Consider the following 17,765-nt stretch of genomic DNA (forward strand, 5'->3'; position numbering starts at 1 on the left):
GAACGTCGGACTCGGCGCCGCAAGCGTCGGACTCGCTGTCCCGAACGTACGACTCGGCGTCATGAGCGTCGGACTCGCCGGGGTTAGGGGGCTGTCAAGAGGAGGGCGCTGGTGGGGACGCCGGTGCCGGCGGTGACGAGGACGTGGGAGACGTCGCGGACCTGGTTGACGGCCGTGCCGCGGACCTGCCGGACCGCCTCCGCGATGCCGTTCATGCCGTGCACGTACGCCTCGCCCAGCTGGCCCCCGTGCGGGTTGAGGGGCAGGGCACCCTCCAGCGTCAGCGTGTCACCGGCGATGAAGCCGGGCGCCTCCCCGCGGCCGCAGAAGCCCAGCTCTTCGAGTTGCATCAGCACGTACGGGGTGAAGTGGTCGTACAGCACCGCCACATCGACGTCCGCCGGCCGCAGTCCCGACTGTGTCCACAGCTGCCGCCCGACGACGCCCATCTCGGGCAGCGCCGCGAGGTCGTCGCGGTAGTAGCTGGTCATGATGTACTGGTCCGGCCCGCTGCCCTGTGCCGCGGCCGTGACCACCGCGGGCGGGTTCGGCAGGTCGCGCGCCCGTTCGAGGCTCGTCACGACCAGAGCGACGGCGCCGTCGGTCTCCTGGCAGCAGTCGAGCAGATGCAGCGGCTCCGTGATCCAGCGGGAAGCCTGGTGTTCCTCCAGCGTGATCGGCTTGCCGTAGAACCAGGCGGCGGGGTTCGTCGCGGCGTGCTGCCGGTCGATCACCGCCACCCGGCCGAAGTCCTCGCTCGTCGCGCCGTACTCGTGCAGGTACCGCTGCGCCACCATGGCCACCGTCGAAGCCGGGGTGCCCAGGCCCATCGGGTAGTGGAAGCTGTTGTCCACTCCGGACGAGTTGACCTGGCCGGCGGCCGCGCTCGACACCTGTCCGAACCGCATGCCCGAGCGCTCGTTGAACGCGCGATACGCCACCACGACGTCCGCGACGCCCGTAGCGACCGCCATCGCCGCCTGCTGGATCGTCGCGGCCGCCGCGCCGCCGCCGTAGTGGACGCGACTGAAGAACGTCAGCTCGGGAATACCCAGTTCGCGCGCCACCGCGATTTCCGCGTTGGCGTCCATGGTGAACGACACCAGACCGTCCACATCGGACGCCGACAGACCGGCGTCCGCCAGTGCCGCCCGCACCGCCTCCGCGGCCAGCCGCAGCTCGCTGCGCCCGGAGTCCTTGGAGAACTCGGTGGCGCCGATCCCGGCGATCGCCGTCGCGCCGGACAGGTTCACGACATACCTCCGACCGTCACCGTGCCCGCGATGTGCTCACCCAGGTTTCCCTTGCCGCTCACCCGGATCGTCATCTCGTCGCCGTCGTGCTCGACCACTTCGCCGGACAGCACGAGCGTGTCGTAGGCGTAGCACGGCACCCCGAGCTTGATCTTGATCGACCGCACGAACGCCCGCGGCCCCGCCCAGTCCGTCACGAACCGGTGCACCAGCCCGGTATCCGTGAGGATGTTCATGAAGATGTCCTTCGAACCGCGGGCGATCGCGGCGTCGCGGTCGTGGTGCACGTCCTGGAAATCGCGGGTCGCGATCGCCGCGCTGATCACGAACGTCGGGGTGATCTCGACGGTCAGCGGCGGCAGTGCGGTGCCGATCATGCGATCACCCGCCAGGCCGGGAGCGTCAGCTCGTCGTCAACCTTCACGAACGCCACCTCCACCGGCTGTCCTATGTGCACAGAAGCGACATCCAGGACCTCGCCCAGCATCCGCACGCCTTCCGCCAGCTCCACCAGTGCGATGACGAACGGCAGTTTCTTGCCGGGCACGGCGGGCCGGTGGTGCACGACATAGCTGTAGACCGTGCCGCGCCCGCTCGCGACCACCCAGTCCGGTTTCGCGTCGAGGTCGCCGTCCGGCGGCATGGGACCGGGCGGATGGCGCAGCTCGTCACCCCAGCGCTGGATCCGCAGCTCACCGGCTTTCATGCCCTCCCAGAAGAACTCGGTGTCCTTGCTGACCACCGGCCGCAGTACGCCGGACTGGGTGGGCTTCGGCTTGAACTTCAGCACCCGGAACAGCATGTCCGCGACCACCTCGTCACCCACGTACCAGGTGGTCGTGGTGGTCACGAAGTAGCCCTCGCCGAGCGCTGTCCTCTTCGGACCGACGATGCCTTCGAGTTTCGTTGTGGACGCGACATGTTCGCTGTGATGGAGCAGCCGCCGGTAGTTCTGCTCAGAGTTCGTCGCGACGATCGAGGTGTACCCGGCCTCGTCCAGCACGGTGATGATCGCGCCCAGCGGGTCGTCGGCGGTGCGCTGCCAGTTCAGGCCACCCATCGTCCACACCTGGGCCATCGCCGGCGGCGCCACGCCTTCGGCCACGTAACGCGGGTTCTCGTCGCCCAGCGCCTCGAGCCAGTTGTTGATCATCGCCGGGTTGACCGGGTCGCGAGCCAGGCGCGGTGCCGATTCCCCTTGCGCGGCAATACGCGCCGCGTCCTCTTCGATCGTCATCGGGGCACCCTCGGCAGTCCCAGTCCCATCATCGCGATCAGCTCGCGCTGGATCTCGTTCACCCCGCCGCCGAAGGTCAGCACGAGGTTGCGACGCGCCAGCACATCGAGCCATTCGGCCAGCTCCGCGGTCTCCGGATCGGTCAGATCCCCATGGCGCGCAACGACTTCTTCGAGCAGCCGGGCGATCCGCTGGATGCGCTCGGACCCGAAGACCTTCGTCGCCGACGCGTCCGCCACGTCGACCGGCTGCGTCACCGCGACCTGCCAGTTGAGCAGCTCGTTGATCCGCACCGTGGCCTCGGTCTCGCGCAGCACGCTCCGCACATCGGGCTGGTCGAGCAGCCCGCGGGCCGCCGCCCAGGCGAAAACCCGGTCGTACAGCCCGGCGATGCGCCCGGCCGGGCCGAGCATGACACGTTCGTGATTGAGCTGGGTGGTGATCAGCTTCCAGCCCCGGTTCTCCTCGCCGACCAGCATGTCCGCCGGCACCCGGACGTCCGAGTAGTAGGTCGCGTTGACGTGGTGTGCGCCGTCGCAGGTGATGATCGGTGTCCACGAGTAGCCGGGGTCGCTCGTGTCGACGATGAGGATCGAGATGCCGTGATGCTTGGGCGCCTCGGGATCCGTGCGCACGGCGAGCCAGATGTAGTCGGCGTCGTGCCCGCCGGTGGTGAAGATCTTCTGCCCGTTGACGACGTAACCGTCGCCGTCGCGGACCGCGGTGGTGCGCAACGAAGCCAGGTCCGTGCCCGCGTCGGGTTCGGTGTAGCCGATCGCGAAATGCACCTCACCCGCCAGAATCCGTGGCAGGAAAGCGTTCTTCTGCGCCTCGGTGCCGTACTGCTGCAAGGTCGGGCCGACGGTCTGCAGCGTGACCGAGGGCAGCTGGACGTCCGCCCGCGCGGCTTCGTCGACGAAGATGTGCTGTTCGATCTCGCCGAACCCGCGCCCGCCGTACTGCTCCGGCCAGCCGACGCCGAGCCAGCCGTCCTGGCCCATCCGCCGCACGATCCGCCGGTACACTTCGCCGTGCCGCTCGCGCAGCAGCGCCGTGCGTTCCTCCGGCGCGATGAGCCCGGCGAAGTAGTCCCGCAGCTCGGCGCGCAGTTGCCGCTGGGGGCCGGTCAGTTCGATGTACATGCGCTCAGCTCCTTGATCAGCGCGTAGTACCGGTGCAGCGGGTAGGTGATGTCGAGGCCGAGACCGCCGTGCAGGTGATGGCAGATCGCGAGCGCCTTCGGCGCCTCGTGCGCGAACCAGTACCCGGCGATGTCGAGGTCGGGGCGCGGGTCGAGGCCCGAAGCCAGCCGCCAGATCACCGAGAGCGCGGCGAGATGCACCGTGCGCGAGGCGATGTAGACGTCGGCGATCTGCTGCGCCACCGCCTGGAACGCGGCCAGCGGGCGACCGAACTGGACCCGCTGCCCGACATGCTTCGTGGTGAGCTCGAGTGCGCCGGCCAGCACGCCGTCGCCGAGCGCGATCATCCCGGCCAGCGCGTACCGGCGCAGGGTCGCGAGCGCGTGGCCCGGCTCGCGGTCGCGCAGCTGGTCGGCCTCCTCGACCGCGACGCCGTCGAGCCGCATCGTGGTGCCGGCGGCGGTGACGCCTTCGGCGCGCGGGTCGACCAGGAACACGCCCGTGCCGCCGGGCATCGACGCCGGCACGAGCACCCTGGTCGCGGCCGCGAGCTGCGGAACGGCGGTCTTGACACCGGTGAGCAGCCACCGGCCACCGTCCGCGACCGCGCGTGTCGACGGCTGTTCCGTCAGCGGCGCGGAAGGTTCGTGCACCGCCGCGGTGACCACGGCTTCGCCGGTCGCGATCTCGGGCAGCAGTTCCGCGCGCTGCCCGGGGGTGCCGAGAACCTCCAGCGGCAGCAGGCCGAACGTCAGGCTGAGCGCCGGGACTGGCGCGGCGGCGCGGCCCAGCTCGGTGAGCAGGACGGCGACCTCGGCGATGCCCAGGCCGTCGCCGCCCAGCTCGGGCGGCAGCGCGAGGCCGAGCAGGCCCGCCTTACCCAGGGCCCGCCACACCTGCTCGTCGAAACCGCGCTCACCTGGCGGCCGTTCGAAGTCGATCTCCCGGCCGAGGATCTTGGCGGCGAGACCGGCGATCTCCCGCTGGGGCTCATCGAGGGTGAAGTCCACGCAGACTCCTCAGACTAAGACTGAAACACGTTCTAGTCTTAGCCGAGTGGGCGTGTGCAGGCAAGCCCTTCAGGCGACCCCGTTGGCAGCATCGAGGAGATCTTTGAGCTCGCTCGTGATCGCGTCGGCGAGCGGCCACAGTTGTGGAACGAGTTCTCGCGCACCGAGGAGACCCACGTCCACCCGGCCCGCATTGGAGATCACGGTGACGTTCAGGCCGGCGCCGTGGAACACCGGGCCGAGCGGGTAGAGCCCGGTGACCTTCGCGCCGAGCAGGTACAGCGGCATCGGCGGGCCCGGCACGTTCGAGATGACCAGGTTGTGCACCACCGGATGCTTCTCGGCCAGGCGCAGCGCCGCGTAGGCCCGCGCGGCGAAGCCGAAGATCCGTGGCCCGGCGAACTGCGCCCAGTCCTGCAGCATGTCCGGCCTGATGGTGAAGTGGTGCTCCTTCGCGACCCGGTTGCTCTCCGCGATCGCGTGCACGCGGGCCACGGGATCGGCCAGCTGGGTGGGCAGCGCGGCGAAGAACGCGGAGACCTTGTTGCTGCCGGCGTCCGTCTCGGTGCGGTCCTGGACCGACACCGGGACCGTCGCGACCAACGGCTCGTCCGGTAGCTCGCCGCGCGCCTGCAGGTACCGGCGCAGCGCGCCCGCGCACAGGGCGAGCACCACGTCGTTGACCGTCACCGAGAACGCGTTCTTCACCGCCTTCACCTCGTCGAGGTCGAGGCTCGTGTACGCGACCGTGCGCAGGCCGGTGATGGTGCTGTTGAACGAGGTGCGCGGGGCGGTGAACGGCACCGGCATCCCGGTGCGCTTGAGCGCGCGGCCGATCCAGCGCGGGGCGACGGCCAGCAGGTCGGGCAGCAGTTTCGCGATCTCGGCCGGCCGTCGTGCCAGCGAGGCGACGCTGTTGCGCAGTAGTTCGAGATCGCTGGGCGGCGCCGGGTTGCGCTCCGTCTCCGGCAGCGGCGGCAGCGAGTCCGGGTCGAGCCCGCACAGGTACGCGATCAGGTTCGCACCGCTGACCCCGTCGACCGTGGCGTGGTGCATCTTCAGCAGCGCCGCGATCCCGCCGTCGGGCAGGCCCTCGATGACGTACATCTCCCACAGCGGGCGCGCCCGGTCCAGCGGCTGGCTCGCGAAGTGGGCGCACAGTTCGGCGAGGGTTTCCCGGTCGCCGGGGCTGGGCACCGCGACCCGGTGCACGTGCCTGTCGACGTCGAACGTCTCGTCTTCGACCCACACCGGGTGCAGCAGGTTCAGCGGCGAATTGTGCAGTTTCCGGCGGAATTCCGGAATCGCCGAGACGCGTTCGGCGAGCTTTTCCCGGAACGCGGTGAACGAGTATCCGCCCGGCATCGTCGAGCCGTCGAGCGTGAGCAGGCCGCAAATGTGCAGCACCTGCGAAGGCGTTTCCAGGTAGAGGAAACTGGCATCGAGGCCACTGAGCGGTTGCACAAGACCAGACTAATGCGGGCATTTACGATCTGACATATGCGACCGCGTTTCCTCACCCGTCGGGCGGTTCAGCTCGCGCTGACCGCGAACGCAATGCGTCCCGTGCCGGGGGCGCGCGCCGCGATCCCCGCCTTCTTCGCGGGCTGGCTCACCGGCGAGCTCGCGCCACACCTGCTCGCGCTGACCGTCGCCGACACGGCGGCGCACGTCGCCCGCTACGGTGCGCGCACCACTGCGGATCGCGTGGCGCTCGCTCTCGCGGGTGCGTCCGCGGCGGGCCTCGGCGCGCTGATCGCCGACGCGCAGCGGGCCCGCGGCCAGGTCGAGCAGGCACTGGCCGAGGCGCTCGGCCCGAAGTACCTGCAGGACCTGCGGCGCCCGGCGGACCCGAAGGACCTCGCGACCCCGTGGGGCCAACTGGTGCTGCCGTTCCGGATGCGCGACCCGGATGTCCGCCGCGACCGCGACGTGGCGTACGCGCCGGGTGGCAAGCGGTTCCTGATGGACATCTACCGTCCGAAGGAGCCGGTCCGCGGCCGGCCGGTGCTGCTGCAGATCCACGGCGGCGCGTGGATGGTCGACAGCAAGGACCACCAGGGCATCCCGCTGATGCTGCACATGGCGCGCCGCGGGTGGGTGTGCGTCGCGATCAACTACCCGCTCTCGCCCGCGGCGCACTGGCCGGAGCACATGATCGCGGTCAAGCGAGCCGTCGCGTGGATCCGCGAACACATCTCCGGCTACGGCGGCGACCCGTCGTTCCTCGCCGCCACCGGCGGTTCCGCAGGCGGGCATCTAGCGGCGCTGCTCGCGCTGACCCCGAACGATCCCGGGCTGCAACCGGGGTTCGAGGAGGCGGACACGGCCATCCAGGCGTGCGTGCCGCTGTACGGCATCTACGACTTCGCGGCGACGACCGGCTCGCACGCGAGCGAGTACCGGCTGACGTCCTTGCTCGCGCGGTATGTGGTCGGCAAGGACCCGGTGGAGTACCTCGACGACTACGTCGCCGCGTCGCCCCTAGACCGCGTCAACGACAAGGCGCCGCCGTTCTTCGTGCTGCACGGCGAGCGCGACACGATGGTGCCCGTGCCGGAGGCGCGCGAGTTCGTCCGGCGGCTGCGCGAGGTGTCCCCGAATCCCGTTGCCTACGCGGAACTTCCCGGCGCGCAGCACGCGTTCGACGTCTTCCCGTCCATCCGCACCGCCCACGCGGTCCGCGGCATCGAGCGGTTCCTGGACTGGACTTATCTGCGCTCACTGACCGGATGACAACGGGTGGTTGAGCACCTGCGGCTCGCCCAGGAGCTGGCCCGCGACCTGGCAGGCGATCCAGAAGAGGGACCCAGTTCCCGCGAGCGCACCGAACCCGCGCCCGGTGATCTACTCGACCAGACCTTGAGCCAGCGTTGTCCAAGGCCTGGCACTGTCGGCACTGGTGCAAGCTGTAACCAGCAACTATCACGACCTTCGTCTCGTCAACTCGCTGCGCGTCGTCGTCGACTTCCTGACGATTTTGGCGATATGGCAGGAATACATGGTGGGGGCGACCATCTTCGCGTGGGTGCCGACCGTGCTGGACTCGATGGTGCCCTTCGCTCTGGGGGCCGTGCAGTTCGCCCTGTGCACGTCTCTCCGCAGCGGGTTCGGCACATACCTGCTGGAAGCGACGGGGACGATCACGATAGGCACCGTCGCCTATGCCAACTTCGCCTTTCACGCCCGGCGCGGGTTCCGCAGCAACCAGTCATCTTACCGTTTCTTCCGGCCCCATGTCCGCTTCGGTTTGCTGTGCTGCGTCTGCGGGTTCATCGGCATCACGTCCCTCTGGCTTATCGGCGAACTGTCCGGACTCTCGAACAACGAGCACTACCAGATTCTCGCCGGTGGATTGGGTGCGCTGTGCCCGGCGGCCCTGGTGCTCCATTTCATCCCGCACTGGAATGGGGCCATCGCGAAAGCCCGCAGAAGCACGAAGGACTCCGCAATTCCCCGGTAACCGCGCGACCGACCTCGATGGGGGCTACGACAGCGCGTCCAGCGGTGTGCGGGCGCCCGGCGCGACGGGTAGCCAGCCGTCCGGGGTAGGGCGGAAGAGATACCAGCGGTGGTCCTTCCCCAGCCGCAGCTGCACATCGCCGCGGGTGAGGCGGTTGCGCCAGAGCTGAGTCTCACCGGGTAGGTCGGCATCGTCCAATTCGGACTGTGCTTCGAACAGTGCGGCGCGCGGAGGCTGCCACGACTCGCGCAGTGCAGCGAGGCCGCCGCGACCCGCCGCGCGCCACGCGGCGACCCAGGCCGCCGGCACGTCGGGAGAACCTCGCCGGGCCAGGTCTTCCTGCAGTGTCAGCGGTTCCGGATCGCCGCCGGTCAACAGGTCCAGAGCGCGAGCGGCCGCGTCGGCGGCGAGCGACGACAGCGTCGACGCACTCAACGCCGAACCCGGAGGCGGCGCACCGAGCGGTGCCGGCTCACCCGGCCCGGCAGGCGCCTCGGGCAGGGCGGGGACCGCGGAAGGCTTGCGGGCAAAGGCTTCCTTCGGCGTCAGGCCGGGCTCCTCGACGACCACCGTGGCCCGCGACCGCCGCGAACGCAGCTCCGAAAGCACCGCCTCCCGCCCGCGTCCGCGCAACAGGAACAGCACGAACGGATCGGCGTCCACCTCGTCCGCGACCAGATAGCACACCGCAGCCGAATGCTTGCACGGGTCCGCGGTGTCCGGGCACGAGCACCGCGGCCGCAGCTCGCCGGGGCCGGGCAACAGATCGACGCCCGACTCGCGCGCGTGCGACGCGAGGTCCGTCGGCAGCTCGCCGTCGAGCAGCGCCGCCGTGTGCCCGAGCCGCCTGCCGATCAGCTCCAGCAACGTTTCCCAGTCCTGGTCGGAAAACTTGTGGGTCCCGATCTTGACCCGGTACGGCACGGACCGGCTGCCCTGCACCCACGCCCGGATCTCGCCCGCCGTCACGTCGAGCGCGCTCACCCGCCCCTTGCGCGCGTACGTGCGCCCGCGCGGCAACCGGTTCGGATCCAGCTTCGCGCGGCCCTCCAGTGCCTCGACCCACGCGCGGCCCCACCAGGTCGCGCCGAAGGTCCGGCGCGGCGTCATCGCTGCTCACCCAGGTGCACAAGATCGGCGAGCTCGTCGTCGGACAGCTCGGTGAGCCAGTCCTCCCCCGCCCCCACCACGGCTTCGGCCAGCCCGCGCTTGGCCTCCAGCACCGTCGCGATGCGGTCTTCGAGCGTGCCCTCCGCGATCAGCCGGTGCACCTGCACCGGCCGGTCCTGCCCGATCCGGTACGCGCGGTCCGTCGCCTGGTCCTCGACGGCCGGGTTCCACCACCGGTCGTAGTGGATGACATGCGTCGCGCGGGTCAGGTTCAAGCCCACGCCGCCTGCTTTGAGGGACAACAGGAACACCGGGATGTCGCCGGACTGGAACCGTTGCACCATCTCCTCGCGGCGGCGCACGGAAGTCGCGCCGGACAGCAGTTCCACCGGCAGCCCGCGCTCGCCCAGCCGGGCCGCGAGGAGCTTGCACAACTGCACGTACTGGCTGAACACCAGCACGCTGTCGCCCTCGTCGAGGATCACGTCGAGCAGTTCCTCGAACGCGGCGAGCTTGCCCGAGCGGCCGGTGAGCGGCCCGGGCTGCTTGAGGTACTGCGCCGGGTGGTTGCAGATCTGCTTGAGCTCGGTGAGCAGTTTCAGCACCTGCCCACGCCGCTGCACGCCCTTCGACTCGCGGATCACCGCCAGGTTCTCCCGCACGACCGCCTCGTACAGCGTCGCCTGCTCGGTGGTGAGCGGCACGAACCGGTCGGTCTCGGTCTTGCGCGGCAGCTCCGGCGCGATATCCGGGTCGGTTTTGCGGCGGCGCAACAGGAACGGGCGGACGGTCGCGGCGAGCCGTTCGGTGCTCGCCTTGTCCCGGTCACGTTCGACCGGCCGAGCGATCGTGCGGCGGAAATGCTCCAGGGTGCCCAGCAGGCCCGGCGTCGTCCAGTCCACAATGGACCACAGTTCGGTGAGCCGGTTCTCCATCGGGGTGCCGGTGAGCGCGACCCGCGCGGCGGCCGGGATGCGGCGAAGTTCCTTCGCTGTCAGGGAAAGCGGGTTCTTCACGTGCTGGGCTTCGTCCGCGGCGACGAGTCCCCAGCCGACCTCGGCAAGCGCTTCCCGGTCGCGCCGCAGCACGCCGTAGGTGGCGAGCACGACCTCGTCCGGCGCGACCTCGTCCAGATGCCTGCTGCCGCCGTGAAAGCGGCGCACCGGAACACCAGGCGCGAACTTCGCGAACTCGCGCTCCCAGTTGCCCAGCAGGGAGGTCGGGCACAGCACGAGCGTCGGCCCGGCGGCGAGCGCGCGCCGGTGCAGGTGCAGCGCGATGAGCTGGATCGTCTTGCCCAGCCCCATGTCGTCGGCGAGGATGCCGCCGAGCCCCAGCTCGGTCATCTCGGCGAGCCAGCCCAGCCCGGTGCGCTGGTACGGCCGCAGCGTCGCCTGCAGGTCCGCCGGGACGTCTACTGTGGATGGTCCACGGCGGATCCGGTCAAGCAGACCGGAAAGCGCTTTCGGCGCGGAGAACTCCAGCCGCTCACCGCCGACCTCCAGTGTGCCCGTCAGAGCCGCCGCGAGCGCCTCGGCCGCGCTCACCTCGCCGGACGAGCGCCGCCGCAGCTTCGCGAGCATGGCCGGGTCGACCCGGACCCATTGGCCGCGCAGCCGGATCATCGGCCGCTTCGCCTCCGCCAGCGCGGTGATTTCCGCCTCGGTCAGGTTCTCGCCGCCGACGGACAGCTGCCAGCGGAATTTCAGCAGGTCCGTCATCCGGAAGACGGCGCCGCCTTCGCTGCCCGGGGCGGGCGTCGCGCTCGCCTTCACCCGGACACCATCGCTGAACATTCCCTTGGGCCACAACACTTCCACGCCCGCGGCACTCAGCGCGGAACCAGCCGGGCCGAGCAGCTCGACGAGTTCGTCATCGGTGAAGGCCAGCTCGGCGGGGGCGGCCGCGTCGAGCGCGCGCCCGAGCGGCTCCCAGGCTCGCGCGCCGCGCCGCAGCGCGATCAGCAGCTGCGCCTCGACCTGGTCGCCGAGCCGGGCCAGCACCGCGTCCGGCGCGTCCCACAACGTCGCGGCGTCGACCACCAGGCTCGGGTCGATCGCGCTGCGCAGAGCGAGCACCCCGGCGAACTCGGGCTCCTCCTCGCCGCGGATCTCGACGCGCAACTGCAGGTGCGCCCCGCTCGGCTGCTGCGCGGCAAGCCAGTCGAGGTCCGCCGCGTCCAGCAGGGTCGGCTCCGGCGCGGCGAACGCGGGGCCGCCCGCGACCACCCTGGCCGCCGGGGTGCGCACCAGCACGTCGGCCGTCGCGTCCCACAGCGCGCGCACGAGGGTCTCGGGCGAGTGCAGGCGCACCTTTTTCAAGCCTGACAAGGGAAGCGCGTGTGCCTCGGGCGGCAACGCGGCGGCGAGTTCGCGCAGCAGGGTCTCGTCCGTGCCGTCGAGCGGGCCGACCCGCCAGGCGTCGAGCCCGCCGGAGGTGGCAGTGGGCAGCACCCGGCCGCGGGCGATCAGGTGCAGCGCCGCCTTGACCGCCGCCGACCACGCCGCGATCGCCGGGCCGTTTTCGGCCGGCGCGGACAGCAGCAGCGGGATCGCCTCGGCCAGCGGCAGCACGTGCGCGTCCACCTTGGCGCGGCCGAACGACCCTCTTTTCGACGACACGAGTCCCTTGGGCAGTACGAGTTCGACCGGGGTGGGGCCGGCACCGTCACCCCACAGCGCGAGCACGCCTTCGCGCGGCGGATCCGAGGGCACGAAGATCGCCCTGGTCTCGGCAGTCAGCTCCACGTTCTCACGATAGTGTCGGGTGTGTTGGCCGCGTACGGCGCCAACTCACCGACGCAGGGAGCAAACTCACCGACGTGGCGGGCAAACACGCCCGGGAGGTCAGCGCGGGAGGCCCAGCAGGCGCTCGGCGGCGACGTTGCGGAGCACCTGGGTGGTGCCGCCGGCGATGCTCAGGCAGCGGGTGAGCAGGAACTCGTGCTGTGCGGCGGCGTCGACGACACCCGCCGGGCCGAGCAGGTCGAGCACGGTCTCGGCGACCTCCTGCCGGTGCCGCACGCCGACGAGCTTGCGCACGCTCGACTCCGCCCCCGGGTCCTGTCCTTCCAACCGCCGCAACGTCGACCGCAGGTCGAGCAGCGAGCACGCCGAGCCGTCGGTCACCAGCGCGCCGAGCCGGTCCAGCAGCGCCGCGTCGGGCGAGTCGACCGCGGCGAGCAGGTCCTCGACGGCCTCCCCGACCGAGGACCCGCCGCTCATCGCGACCCGCTCGTTCGCGAGCGTCGTGCGTGCGAGCCGCCAGCCGCCGTCGACCTCGCCGACCACCTGGCCATCGGGCACGAACACGTGCTCCAGGAACACCTCGTTGAACGCCGGGTCGCCGGTGATCTCCCGCAGCGGCCGGATCTCGATCCCCGCCGACCGCATGTCGACCAGGAAGTACGTGATCCCCTTGTGCTTGGGCGCGCCGGAATCCGTGCGGGCGAGGCAGATCGCCCAATCCGCTTCGTGCGCGAGCGAGGTCCACACCTTCTGCCCGGTGAGCGTCCAGCCACCGTCCACTTTGGTCGCTTTTGTGCGCAGCGACGCCAGGTCCGAACCGGCCTCCGGCTCGGAGAACAGCTGACACCAGGTGATCTCGCCACGCAGCGTGGCGCCGGCGAACCGGTCTCGCTGCTCCGGCGTGCCGTGTTCGAGGATCGTCGGCACCGCCCACGCGCCGATCACCAGATCAGGGCGGCGGACCCCGGCGCGCGCGAGTTCCGCGTCGATCACGAGCTGCCGCGCCGGATCGGCGTTCAGTCCGTAGGGTTGCGGCCAGTGCGGCATCAGCAGACCGGTCTCGGCCAGCCGCACGCGCTGCTCCTCCACCGGCAACGCGGCGATTTCGGCGACCGTCGCGCGCACCTGGGCGTCCTCGCCGATGTCCAGCGCGAGCTGACGGCGTTCCCCCGCCAGAGCCAGCTTCGCGACCCGGCGCCGCCAGCGGCCCGAACCGCCGAGCAACTGCCGCAGGGTGACCGCGCGCCGGAGATAGCGATGCGCCTCGTGTTCCCAGGTGAACCCGATCCCGCCGAGCACCTGGATGCAGTCCTTCGCGTTGCCGACCGCGGCATCGAGCGCCCCGGCCGCCGCCACCGCCGCGGCGAGCGGGTGTTCCCCGCCCGAACGCGCCGCGTCCCACGCGAGCGCCGCGGCGACCTCGGCGCGGCACAGCATCTCCGCACACAACTGCTTGACCGCCTGGAATGAGCCAATCGGCCGGCCGAACTGCTCGCGCACCTTGGCGTACTCGGTCGCGGTGCGCACGCACCAGCCCGCGATACCCGAGGCTTCGGCGGCGGCCAGTGTCGCGGCGAGATCGAGCACCGGCGCGTCGTCGAGCAGGGCGCTGCGCGGAACTTCCAGTGCTAGCTGGAAAAATCCGACGTCACGGGACAGATCGAGCCCCTCGGCCTTCTCGACCGGTTGCGGCGGCAGCACGAACCAGCCCCGATCGGTGGCGACGATGAGATGCGCCGAGTCGTCGGCGTCGAGGACCGGGTCCGTCCGTCCCTTCAGGAAGAACCCGGTGTCCGTCGGGGTCGCGACCACCGAGCCGGGTCCCAGCGCGACGGCCGCCCGCGCGCTGCCGTCGGCGAGTAGGGGCACGAGTTCCTTGGCCGCCAGCGAATCGGGCCGGCGGGCGAGGATCAGTCCGGCGAGGACGGTGCCGAACAGTGGTCCCGGCGCCAGCGCGGCCGCTGCCTCCGCCAGCCCCACCGCCAGATCGATCACCTCGCCGCCCGCGCCGCCGAGATCCTCCGGCAGCGCGACCGCGCACAGCTCGCCGGGAGCGCCGCCGCGTGCCCGGACCGATTCGGCCCATGCCCGCTGTTCCGAAGTCACCGCGATGGCCATGAGATCACTATAGAACGTGTTTCAGTTTTTCGGCAGGAAGTCCGTTAGGTAAGCTACGTGACGACGGTGGAACAAGTTTCGGAGCAGAGGTCGATGGCCGGTAAATCGCGAGCAGCAGCCCAGAGCAGGAACGGGCTCGGTGACGAGCTCGGTTCCGTCGCGCAGCGGGACCGGCGGCGCCGGATCATCGACGCCACCCTCGCCCTGGCCTCCAAGGGCGGGTACGACGCCGTGCAGATGCGCGCGGTCGCCGACAAGGCCGACGTCGCGCTGGGCACCCTGTACCGGTACTTCCCGTCGAAGATCCACCTGCTGGTCTCCGGTCTGTCGCGGGAGTTCGAGCGCGCCAGGGAGAAGATGGACCGCAGCGCCATCCCCGGCGAGACCCCGAGCGAGCGGCTGATCTTCGTGCTCAACCGCAACACCCGGCTCATGCAGCGCGACCCGCACCTCACCGAGGCGATGGTGCGCGCGTTCATGTTCGCCGACACCACCGCCGCGGCCGAGGTCGAGCAGGTCGGGCGGCTGATGGAGGACATGTTCGCGAAGGCCATGCGGATCGAGGAGCCCACCGAGCACGACCGCGCGGTGTTCCACCTGATCGCCGACGTGTGGATGGCGAACCTCGTCGCCTGGGTCACCCGGCGCGCGTCCGCGGCCGACGTGTCCGACCGGCTCGAACTCTCGGTACACCTGCTGCTGGACCGCTCCGCTGCGGAGTGAGCACGGCCCGTCACCCGCTGGTGATGGTGGCTGTGTGCGAGCTGTCAGGAACCTGAGGGTTGTATTTGGATCTTGAAAAGACGCAACAACCCGATACCGGGACTGCGTTTTCCGGTTTGTGAAACGCGCTGCGGCCGGACGGGCCGTACTCGGAGCGGTCGCACTCGGGGCCGTCGTCCTGCTGGTCACCTCGCTGGTCCACCAGGAGAACGCCGTCTCGGCGGCGAGCACCCACGTCGAACCCACGCCCGAGGAGACGACCGAGACCACGGCCCCGGCGCTGGCGACCCAGTCGACGCCCACACCCAAGCCGGTGCCGACGGTGTCGCCCGAGGAGTCGCGAGAGATCGCCGACCGGGTCGAGGACGCCGTGCAGCGGAGCGTGCCGAGCGCGCGGATCGGCATGGAGGTCTACGACCGGCAGACCGGCCAGGTGCTCACCAGCCTCGGCGCGGACAGCCAGTTCTCCAGCATGTCCGTGGTGAAGCTGCTGATCGCCGTGGACCTGCTCGCCCGCGACGACGGGTCGCTGCCCGACACCGCGGCCCAGAACCGGATCAGCCGGATGCTCTCGGCGAGCGACGACGGTATCGCCAGCTCGTTCTGGGTCACCGGCGGCGGCCCGTCGATCATCACCCGCGACGTCCAGCTGATGGGCCTGACCGGCACAGAGCCGCCCGCCACCTCCGGCGAATGGGGCGACACCGAGGTCACCGCGCAGGATCTGGTGAAGGTGTACCGCTACGTCGAGGACGAACTGCCGGACGACGCGCGGAACCTGCTGTACAACGCGATGTACCAGGCGAGCGAGACCGCGGCCGACGGCACCGACCAGTACTTCGGCATCCCCGACGGGCTGCCCGGCAGCACCTGGGCCATCAAACAGGGCTGGGGCAGCAGCGGCTCGACCGCGTTCTTCAACACCACCGGGCTGGTCGGGAAAGACGCGCGGTACGTCGTGATCGTGCTGACCGCCGCGCCGCTGGCGCACTACCGCGAGCTGGGCAGGGCGCTGACCACCGGCACCGCCCAGCTCGCGAAGCTCGTCAGCCCTTGAGCTTCGGCAGCACCTCGGTGCCGAACACCTGCAGGAACTCTTTTTGGTTGCGGCCCACGTTGTGGATGTAGATCCGGTTGAACCCGGCGTCGACATAACGCTGCAGCGAGGCGCGGTGCACGTCGGGGTCCGCCGAGATGACCATGCGGCCCTCGAAGTCCTCGGCCCGCACCAGTTTCGCCATCTGCGCGAAGTCGAACGGCGAGCGGATGTCGGCCTTCGGGAACTTCATGCCGCCGTTGGGCCACTGGTCCATCGCGTTCGCCAGCGCCTCCTCGTCCGTCTGCGCCCACGACAGGTGCACCTGCAGCAGCTTCGGCATCTCGTCGGGGTTCTTGCCCGCCTTACGCGCGCCCTGGTTGAAGTTGTCCAGGATCCCGGCCAGCTTCTCGATCGACGCGCCCGGCGTGATCAGCCCGTCCGCCAGCTCACCGGTCTTGCGCGAGGTGTACGGCGCGGCCGAGGCGATGTAGATCGGCGGCGGCGCGTCCGGCAGCGTCCACAGCCGCGTGGTGTGCAGTTTGAAGAACTCGCCCGAGTGCTTGACATCCTTGCCGCTGAACAGTTTCCGGATGATCTCCAGCGCCTCGAACATCCGCCGCACCCGCTCGGGCGCCTCCGGCCAGTAGCCGCCGATGATGTGCTCGTTGAGCGCCTCGCCCGAGCCGATACCCAGCCAGGTGCGGCCCGGGTAGGTGGCCTCCAGCGTCGCCGCGGCCTGCGCGACCATCGCCGGGTGCAACCGGAACGAGGGACAGGTCACACCGGGGCCCAGATCGCCGCTCGTGTTCTCGGCCAGCGACGCCAGCACACTCCACACGAACGAAGCCTCGCCCTGCTGCGGTACCCACGGCTGGAAGTGGTCAGCCGCCATCTGCCCGGAAAAGCCGTGCTGTTCGGACAATGCCGCCAGCTCGATGGACTCCCGTGGGGAGAACTGCTCAAGCGCCGCGGCCAACCCGATCTGAACGTCACTCACGACCTCATCAACCTTTCTGACATGCGATATCCCAGAACCTACCGGTAAGAGTCGGCGAATGCCGAGAACTCGTCGAGCCGCACCAGCGCTTCGGATTCGGGCAGATCCGGCAAGAGGAACGTGACCCGTTCGACAGTGGCGTCGGCGTACTCCTCGATCTTTGCCTTGTCGAGCGGCGCGGCGAAGACGGTGAACGGCACGTCGGGCCGCCCGTTGTCGGTGAGCCACGCCCGGACGCGCTTGATCTCGTCGATGCTGGTGTGCCCACGCGGCAGCCACGCGTCGGCGTGCTTCAGCAGCCGGTTCAGCGCGGCTTCGCTCTCACCGCCGACGTAGATCGGCGGGTGCGGCCGCTGCACCGGCTTGGGCCACTGGAAGATCCGGTCGAACCGGATGTGCTCGCCGTCGTAGGACGCCTCGTCGTGGGTCCAGATCGCTTTCAGCGCCTCGATCTGCTCGTTCAGCAGCGCGCCCCGGGTGCGGGGGTCGGTGCCGTGGTTGCGCATCTCCTCCCGGTTCCAGCCCGTGCCGACACCGAACAGCACCCGGCCCCCGGAGATCAGGTCCAGGCTCGAAACCTCGCCCGCGGTGTGGATGACGTCCCGCTGGATCAGCAGCGCGATACCCGTGCCGAGCAACAGGTTCTCGGTCACCGAGGCCATCGCGGACAGCGTCACGAACGGGTCGAGCGTGCGGTAGTAGCGGCGCGGCAGCTCGCCGCCGGGGTACGGGGTCTCGCGGCTGGCGGGAATGTGCGAGTGCTCGGCGAGGAACACGGAGTCGAACCCGCGTTCCTCCAGCGCACGGCCCAGCTGTGCGGGACGGATGGTTTCGTCGGTCACGAAGGTGGCGATTCCGAACTTCATATGACGCCATAACCCCTTGCCGTACTGGGTGCATTCCGCCGGTCACGGATAGGCTAGCGG

The 17,765-nt window shown here is 70.2% G+C and carries 15 protein-coding genes; 4 read left to right on the forward strand and 11 right to left on the reverse strand.

Features of this window, described 5'->3' with window-relative positions; all coding sequences use genetic code 11:
* Positions 1-83: 83 nt before the first annotated feature.
* From LOZ83_RS02715 to LOZ83_RS02740, 6 genes are all read right to left on the reverse strand, one after another.
* A complete protein-coding gene (locus LOZ83_RS02715; RefSeq protein ID WP_236788427.1) occupies positions 84-1,253 on the reverse strand; it encodes a lipid-transfer protein in 1,170 nt (389 codons plus the stop codon).
* Positions 1,250-1,630 (reverse strand): MaoC family dehydratase, encoded by a 381-nt coding sequence (locus LOZ83_RS02720; RefSeq protein WP_236788428.1) that lies wholly within the window; start codon positions 1,628-1,630, stop codon positions 1,250-1,252. The genes LOZ83_RS02715 and LOZ83_RS02720 overlap by 4 nt, the downstream gene beginning before the upstream one ends.
* The gene (locus LOZ83_RS02725) at positions 1,627-2,490 is read right to left on the reverse strand and encodes a bifunctional MaoC family dehydratase N-terminal/OB-fold nucleic acid binding domain-containing protein (RefSeq protein ID WP_236788429.1); all 864 of its coding nucleotides are present in this window, start codon (positions 2,488-2,490) and stop codon (positions 1,627-1,629) included. The genes LOZ83_RS02720 and LOZ83_RS02725 overlap by 4 nt, the downstream gene beginning before the upstream one ends.
* On the reverse strand, positions 2,487-3,632 hold the full coding sequence (locus LOZ83_RS02730; protein ID WP_236788430.1) for an acyl-CoA dehydrogenase family protein: 1,146 nt from the start codon (positions 3,630-3,632) through the stop codon (positions 2,487-2,489). Before LOZ83_RS02730 ends, LOZ83_RS02725 begins: the two co-directional genes overlap by 4 nt.
* Positions 3,617-4,642, reverse strand: a complete 1,026-nt coding sequence (locus tag LOZ83_RS02735; protein WP_236788431.1) for an acyl-CoA dehydrogenase family protein — start codon at positions 4,640-4,642, stop codon at positions 3,617-3,619. The genes LOZ83_RS02730 and LOZ83_RS02735 overlap by 16 nt, the downstream gene beginning before the upstream one ends.
* Positions 4,643-4,711: 69 nt before the next feature.
* Positions 4,712-6,106 (reverse strand): wax ester/triacylglycerol synthase family O-acyltransferase, encoded by a 1,395-nt coding sequence (locus LOZ83_RS02740; RefSeq protein ID WP_236788433.1) that lies wholly within the window; start codon positions 6,104-6,106, stop codon positions 4,712-4,714.
* 36 nt (positions 6,107-6,142) lie between these two features.
* Here LOZ83_RS02740 and LOZ83_RS02745 point away from each other — a divergent pair, with 36 nt between their 5' ends.
* Positions 6,143-7,378: an alpha/beta hydrolase gene (locus tag LOZ83_RS02745; RefSeq protein ID WP_236788435.1), complete on the forward strand. Its 1,236-nt coding sequence runs from the start codon at positions 6,143-6,145 to the stop codon at positions 7,376-7,378.
* 166 nt (positions 7,379-7,544) lie between these two features.
* Positions 7,545-8,105, forward strand: a complete 561-nt coding sequence (locus LOZ83_RS02750; protein WP_236788440.1) for a hypothetical protein — start codon at positions 7,545-7,547, stop codon at positions 8,103-8,105.
* Positions 8,106-8,129: 24 nt separating this feature from the next.
* Here the strand turns inward: LOZ83_RS02750 and LOZ83_RS02755 are convergent, their stop codons facing one another.
* From LOZ83_RS02755 to LOZ83_RS02765, 3 genes are all read right to left on the reverse strand, one after another.
* Positions 8,130-9,215 carry an SWIM zinc finger family protein gene (locus LOZ83_RS02755; protein ID WP_236788441.1) on the reverse strand — a complete coding sequence of 362 codons (1,086 nt, stop codon included), beginning with the start codon at positions 9,213-9,215 and terminating at the stop codon, positions 8,130-8,132.
* The gene (locus tag LOZ83_RS02760) at positions 9,212-11,962 is read right to left on the reverse strand and encodes a DEAD/DEAH box helicase (protein WP_236788444.1); all 2,751 of its coding nucleotides are present in this window, start codon (positions 11,960-11,962) and stop codon (positions 9,212-9,214) included. The genes LOZ83_RS02755 and LOZ83_RS02760 overlap by 4 nt, the downstream gene beginning before the upstream one ends.
* Positions 11,963-12,061: 99 nt before the next feature.
* Complete coding sequence (locus LOZ83_RS02765; RefSeq protein ID WP_236788446.1) at positions 12,062-14,080, reverse strand: acyl-CoA dehydrogenase family protein; 2,019 nt, start codon at positions 14,078-14,080, stop codon at positions 12,062-12,064.
* Positions 14,081-14,173: 93 nt separating this feature from the next.
* On the opposite strand from LOZ83_RS02765, the gene kstR reads away from it, so the two are divergent.
* On the forward strand, positions 14,174-14,803 hold the full coding sequence (gene kstR / locus LOZ83_RS02770) for a cholesterol catabolism transcriptional regulator KstR (protein WP_236788452.1): 630 nt from the start codon (positions 14,174-14,176) through the stop codon (positions 14,801-14,803).
* 118 nt (positions 14,804-14,921) lie between these two features.
* Positions 14,922-15,860: a hypothetical protein gene (locus tag LOZ83_RS02775; protein WP_236788454.1), complete on the forward strand. Its 939-nt coding sequence runs from the start codon at positions 14,922-14,924 to the stop codon at positions 15,858-15,860.
* Here LOZ83_RS02775 and LOZ83_RS02780 read toward each other — a convergent pair.
* Both LOZ83_RS02780 and LOZ83_RS02785 read right to left on the reverse strand, forming a co-directional pair.
* Positions 15,850-16,839 carry a TIGR03557 family F420-dependent LLM class oxidoreductase gene (locus LOZ83_RS02780; RefSeq protein WP_236788456.1) on the reverse strand — a complete coding sequence of 330 codons (990 nt, stop codon included), beginning with the start codon at positions 16,837-16,839 and terminating at the stop codon, positions 15,850-15,852. The two genes, LOZ83_RS02775 and LOZ83_RS02780, sit on opposite strands and share 11 nt — an antisense overlap.
* 38 nt (positions 16,840-16,877) lie before the next feature.
* Complete coding sequence (locus LOZ83_RS02785; RefSeq protein WP_236788457.1) at positions 16,878-17,705, reverse strand: LLM class F420-dependent oxidoreductase; 828 nt, start codon at positions 17,703-17,705, stop codon at positions 16,878-16,880.
* Positions 17,706-17,765: the final 60 nt, after the last annotated feature.

Origin of the sequence: Amycolatopsis sp. GM8, assembly GCF_021653975.1 — a bacterium.
Lineage (GTDB): Bacteria > Actinomycetota > Actinomycetes > Mycobacteriales > Pseudonocardiaceae > Amycolatopsis_E.